We start from the raw sequence: 3,864 nt of genomic DNA, 5'->3' as shown, positions 1-3,864 counted from the left end.
CTTTAATGCCGGCGGAAAGGGATTCGACCTGCTGCGAATCACCATTTTCTCCGAGCGATACCACTTCGATATAAAAATGATATCCCATCGCTGCGGTTACATTCCGACTGACAGTGACATTTGCCCGGGCGCCATCGATCGATGCGATCATTGCAGCAACCCGTCTGACTGTGACGCATCGGGGGGCACCACCATGCAGATCCGGTTTTTGCCTTCAAACCAGTTGGATCTGGCGTGTCGGCTGGAAGAGGCTTAAAAATAAGGAATTGATATAACAATGCAATCGTTCCAGAGTGTGAACTATGACTAAGGATTCAATCGAAAAAGACAACCGTATGGTCCCGTCCACCGGCGGGGGGTTCTTTCGCGACATCAATGTGGAATTTCTGATCCACGAACTCAAGGACCCCATATCGGTCATCGAGACCGCCGTTCGCATGCTGCTGGAAAAACCTGATAAATTCGGTCCGCTGACGGATCGCCAGGAAAAGGCGCTGAACCGGGCCCTGCGAAATTCGAGAAAGGCGCGGAGCCTGCTTGCCGATCTATTGGAGGTGGGCCGGTCCGATGCCGGATGCTTTCAATGCAGCCGTTTCAATCCGGCTTTCATGGTCGACGAGGTGCTGTTGGAAGCGCTTGAGGCATGTAACACGAGTCCATGGGAGACGGATAAGGAGGCCGGACAGGGGAGGGACCGGGACGCAGTTTTGGAGAAACTCGGTATCCATCTGACCTGTTCCGATCTTGTCCGTGGTGCACAACTGTGCCAGGATGAGGCCAAATTCCGGCAGATCGTGGGCAATCTGATCAAAAATGCCCTGCAGCACCGGCACCAGCGATTGGAAATCGGCATGGACGTGCTGGAAGACCAGCTGGTTGTCGAGGTGGTCGACGACGGGCCGGGGGTGGAAAAGGAGAATCGGGAACTGATCTTCGAGCGATACACCCGACTCAAGGCATGTGCGCTTTTATCACGGACCGGCCACGGTTTGGGCCTGGCCGGCGCACGGATCCTGGCCCGTCACCTGGGAGGGGACATCACCGTGAAAGACAATCGCGGTTCTGGCGCGGTCTTTCGCCTGACGCTGCCCTTGACGCTCACGGAAAAGAGCTGATTTTTTTATTTGCAATCACACTTATGAAGTTCAACCGGATCAACCGCTTGGAAAGGAAAAGGACCCATGGCAGACCCTAAAGCCCATCTGAATGGCAAACGCATTCTGGCGGTGGACGATGAAGCTGACATTTTAGAGACCATCGAGGACATTCTGGACATGGCCGACGTGGAGGTTGCCCGGGACTACGCGAGCGCATCGGAGAAGATTCGAACGGGTCGGTACGACCTGGCCATTTTAGATATCATGGGTGTCAACGGACTGGCCCTGCTGGACGAGGCGGTGGCCAAGGGAATTCCCACGGTGATGCTCACTGCCCACGCCGTCAACCCGGATACGCTCATGTCGTCCATCCGCAAGGGGGCAATCTCCTATCTGCCCAAGGAAACCCTCGCCGAACTGGATGACCTTCTCGAGGAACTGCTGGCCGCGCAGGCCGCGGGCAAACCCCCCTGGAAGCTGCTTTTCGACCGGCTGGGCGGCTACTTCGACGAGCGTTTCGGACCCGACTGGAAGGCCAAAGACAAAAACTTCTGGTCCGATTTCTCCCGCACCTGGGAAGTGGGCAGGGGGATTCAGGAGCGCCTGAAGCACGACAAGCGGATTATAGATAAAGGGATATGAGAAGCCTGAGGGCAGTGGACAAAGGTCTGAGAAAGGAAGTCTGAGGACTGTGGACAGAAGACAGAAGACGGACTTGAGTTGACGTCTATAACAAAATAGGTGGTCAGATGCTTCTTGATTCCCGCCAAACAATCTCAAGAGGAGGCGACGCATGACCACCCAATACTTCTGCTACCGTTGAATTATACCCAGCCAAGTCGAACCGGCGTTTTGACGATGATCGGATCATCCTCAACTATCGATATTGTAATGTTAACTAAAGCCTATCTCAAAAATAGGGTTTTGGTTCAATGTCAAGGCGGGGCCGCGTTTCAACCCGCAGGCGCCCTGAAAGAAGTGCCCTTGGGGTGCATACTGAAGTATGTCGAGGACTTGAAACGCGGAACCAACGCAGAGATTGGGATAAAAAGCATTTTTGAGATGGCTTTTACTTGACTTGACGAATCATCACCCCGGCAATCTCCTTTACCAATTTCGCGGCCACGGCCGCCGTCATGCCGTTCACATCCCGATCCGGATTGTATTCTACAATATCCGCCCCCACGATGGGGCACTGTATGGATTGAATCAGCCGGAGGACTTTGCGCGTGGACATGCCGCCGGGTTCATGGTGGGATACACCCGGTGCATAGGCGGGGTCCAGGACATCCATGTCCACAGAGAGGTAGAGCGGCCCTTCCAGCACGATTGGGTTTTTGGATCGGTAATCTTTCATCTCGATGCAGGTGACGCCGAATTTGTCCACCTGCCGGCGCTGCTCGTCGTTCATGCCGCGGATGCCCACTTGGACGAGCCGCTTGACGCGTCCGGTCTCCATGATGCGCGCGAACGGACAGGCGTGGGAAAAGCGGCTGCCATCGTAGCTGTCGTATAGATCCGGGTGGGCATCCAGGTGTAGGATGGTCAGATTGTCATGCGTATTGGTAAGCGCCTTGACCACCGGAAAGGTGACGGCGTGGTCTCCGCCCAGTGCCAGGACCCGGGCTTTTTGTTCAGCCAGCCGCCCGACAGCAGTTTCGATGGCGGTCATGGCATCCTCACCACGGGGCAGCGCCAGGTCTCCCAGGTCACAAAACAGCGAGTGCGATTCCAGATTGACCCCGTTTTCGGCAAACAGGTTAGACGAACCGTTGTGCAGTGTCTGCCGGATGGCCGATGGGGCCTTGGCCGGCCCGCGCATAAAACTGGAGTACTCGTCAAAGGGGATGCCGATCAGTGCCACGGTATCAGGATTCAGTTCCGTGTTGAAGATGTTGTCCGGGTTGTCGATCATCAGATAGTTTCCTTTTTTTCTCACCTGCGGTCCGGATTGGACCAGCAGAGACCGTTATATGCACACGCGTCCCCCCGGACGAGAAGTAAGGGGATGTGTATTTTACATGATGTGTCTATTCACAAAAGGTATATTTTGGTTCAGGCCAAGGCCGCAGTGAATTTGAAACCGCAGGTGTAGCAGTGCTACGTTGAGGAATTCAGCTGAACGAGAACGCCGGCCTGGGCCGAAAGATGCCTTTTGTGGGTAGATACAGTTTCAATCCCGGGCCGGCACATCCATTACCCTGGCCTCATGCCCGGTGGCGTCGAGGAACTTGCGGACATTGTCCAGGGAAATGACCAGGGTGGCAGTGTTGACCAGCGGGTGGCACTGGAGGGCGTCAGCCTCCCAGATGGCTTTGTCCACGATGACACGGACCTGTTGGGTGTCGTCGTTCATCACACCCAGGATGGTCACCGCTCCGGGCTCGAGTGCCAAATGCGTTTGCAGGCGGTCCGCCGAAGCAAACCGGAGCTTTTTGACCGCCAGGGCCTCGCCGAATGACTTCAGGTCCACCGACTTCTCATCGGGGACGGTCACGAGAAAGTGCTGTTTGCCCTTGTTGTCGCAGATGAACAGGTTCTTGGTCTTTAGGCCGGGGAGTGCCGGAACCAGACGATTCACATCGTCGCAGGTGAAGACCGGAGGGTGGTCGTGCCGTTCATAGTCGATGCCGTGGGTGTCGAGATAATCGTAGATCTCCATGGTTTCCTTTCCTTATTGATGATCGTTTTGTCGAAATCGAAAATGGCCACTGATCGGCTGTGGGAGGGGTTGCCGCTCACCGGTCAAGGGACTCCAGAAAACGTA

5 protein-coding genes and 1 pseudogene are annotated in these 3,864 nt (G+C 55.5%); 4 read left to right on the top strand and 2 right to left on the bottom strand.

Annotation, left to right across the window (positions count from 1 at the left end):
- The 4 genes and pseudogenes from QNK41_RS09405 to QNK41_RS09390 all read left to right on the top strand — a co-directional run.
- Window positions 1-256 (top strand): annotated as a pseudogene (locus QNK41_RS09405) (hypothetical protein); the annotation flags it as partial.
- Window positions 257-302: 46 nt separating this feature from the next.
- Window positions 303-1,115 (top strand): HAMP domain-containing sensor histidine kinase, encoded by an 813-nt coding sequence (locus QNK41_RS09400; protein ID WP_319256070.1) that lies wholly within the window; start codon window positions 303-305, stop codon window positions 1,113-1,115.
- Window positions 1,116-1,181: 66 nt separating this feature from the next.
- Window positions 1,182-1,739 carry a response regulator gene (locus QNK41_RS09395; protein ID WP_319256067.1) on the top strand — a complete coding sequence of 186 codons (558 nt, stop codon included), beginning with the start codon at window positions 1,182-1,184 and terminating at the stop codon, window positions 1,737-1,739.
- A gap of 114 nt (window positions 1,740-1,853) precedes the next feature.
- Window positions 1,854-2,174 carry a hypothetical protein gene (locus tag QNK41_RS09390; RefSeq protein WP_319256066.1) on the top strand — a complete coding sequence of 107 codons (321 nt, stop codon included), beginning with the start codon at window positions 1,854-1,856 and terminating at the stop codon, window positions 2,172-2,174.
- Here QNK41_RS09390 and speB read toward each other — a convergent pair.
- Together speB and QNK41_RS09380 are read right to left on the bottom strand one after the other, a co-directional pair.
- Entirely contained in the window at window positions 2,167-3,036 is an 870-nt protein-coding gene (speB, locus tag QNK41_RS09385) for an agmatinase (protein WP_319256064.1), read from the bottom strand. The genes QNK41_RS09390 and speB overlap by 8 nt on opposite strands.
- A gap of 234 nt (window positions 3,037-3,270) precedes the next feature.
- Window positions 3,271-3,759 carry a prolyl-tRNA synthetase associated domain-containing protein gene (locus tag QNK41_RS09380; RefSeq protein ID WP_319256062.1) on the bottom strand — a complete coding sequence of 163 codons (489 nt, stop codon included), beginning with the start codon at window positions 3,757-3,759 and terminating at the stop codon, window positions 3,271-3,273.
- Between the last annotated feature and the right edge of the window lie 105 nt (window positions 3,760-3,864).

It is taken from the genome of Desulfosarcina sp., assembly GCF_033791525.1.
Taxonomy (GTDB): Bacteria; Desulfobacterota; Desulfobacteria; order Desulfobacterales; family Desulfosarcinaceae; genus Desulfosarcina.
Note: the sequence above shows the minus strand (reverse complement) of the source record. Positions and strands in the feature narration are given on the sequence as shown.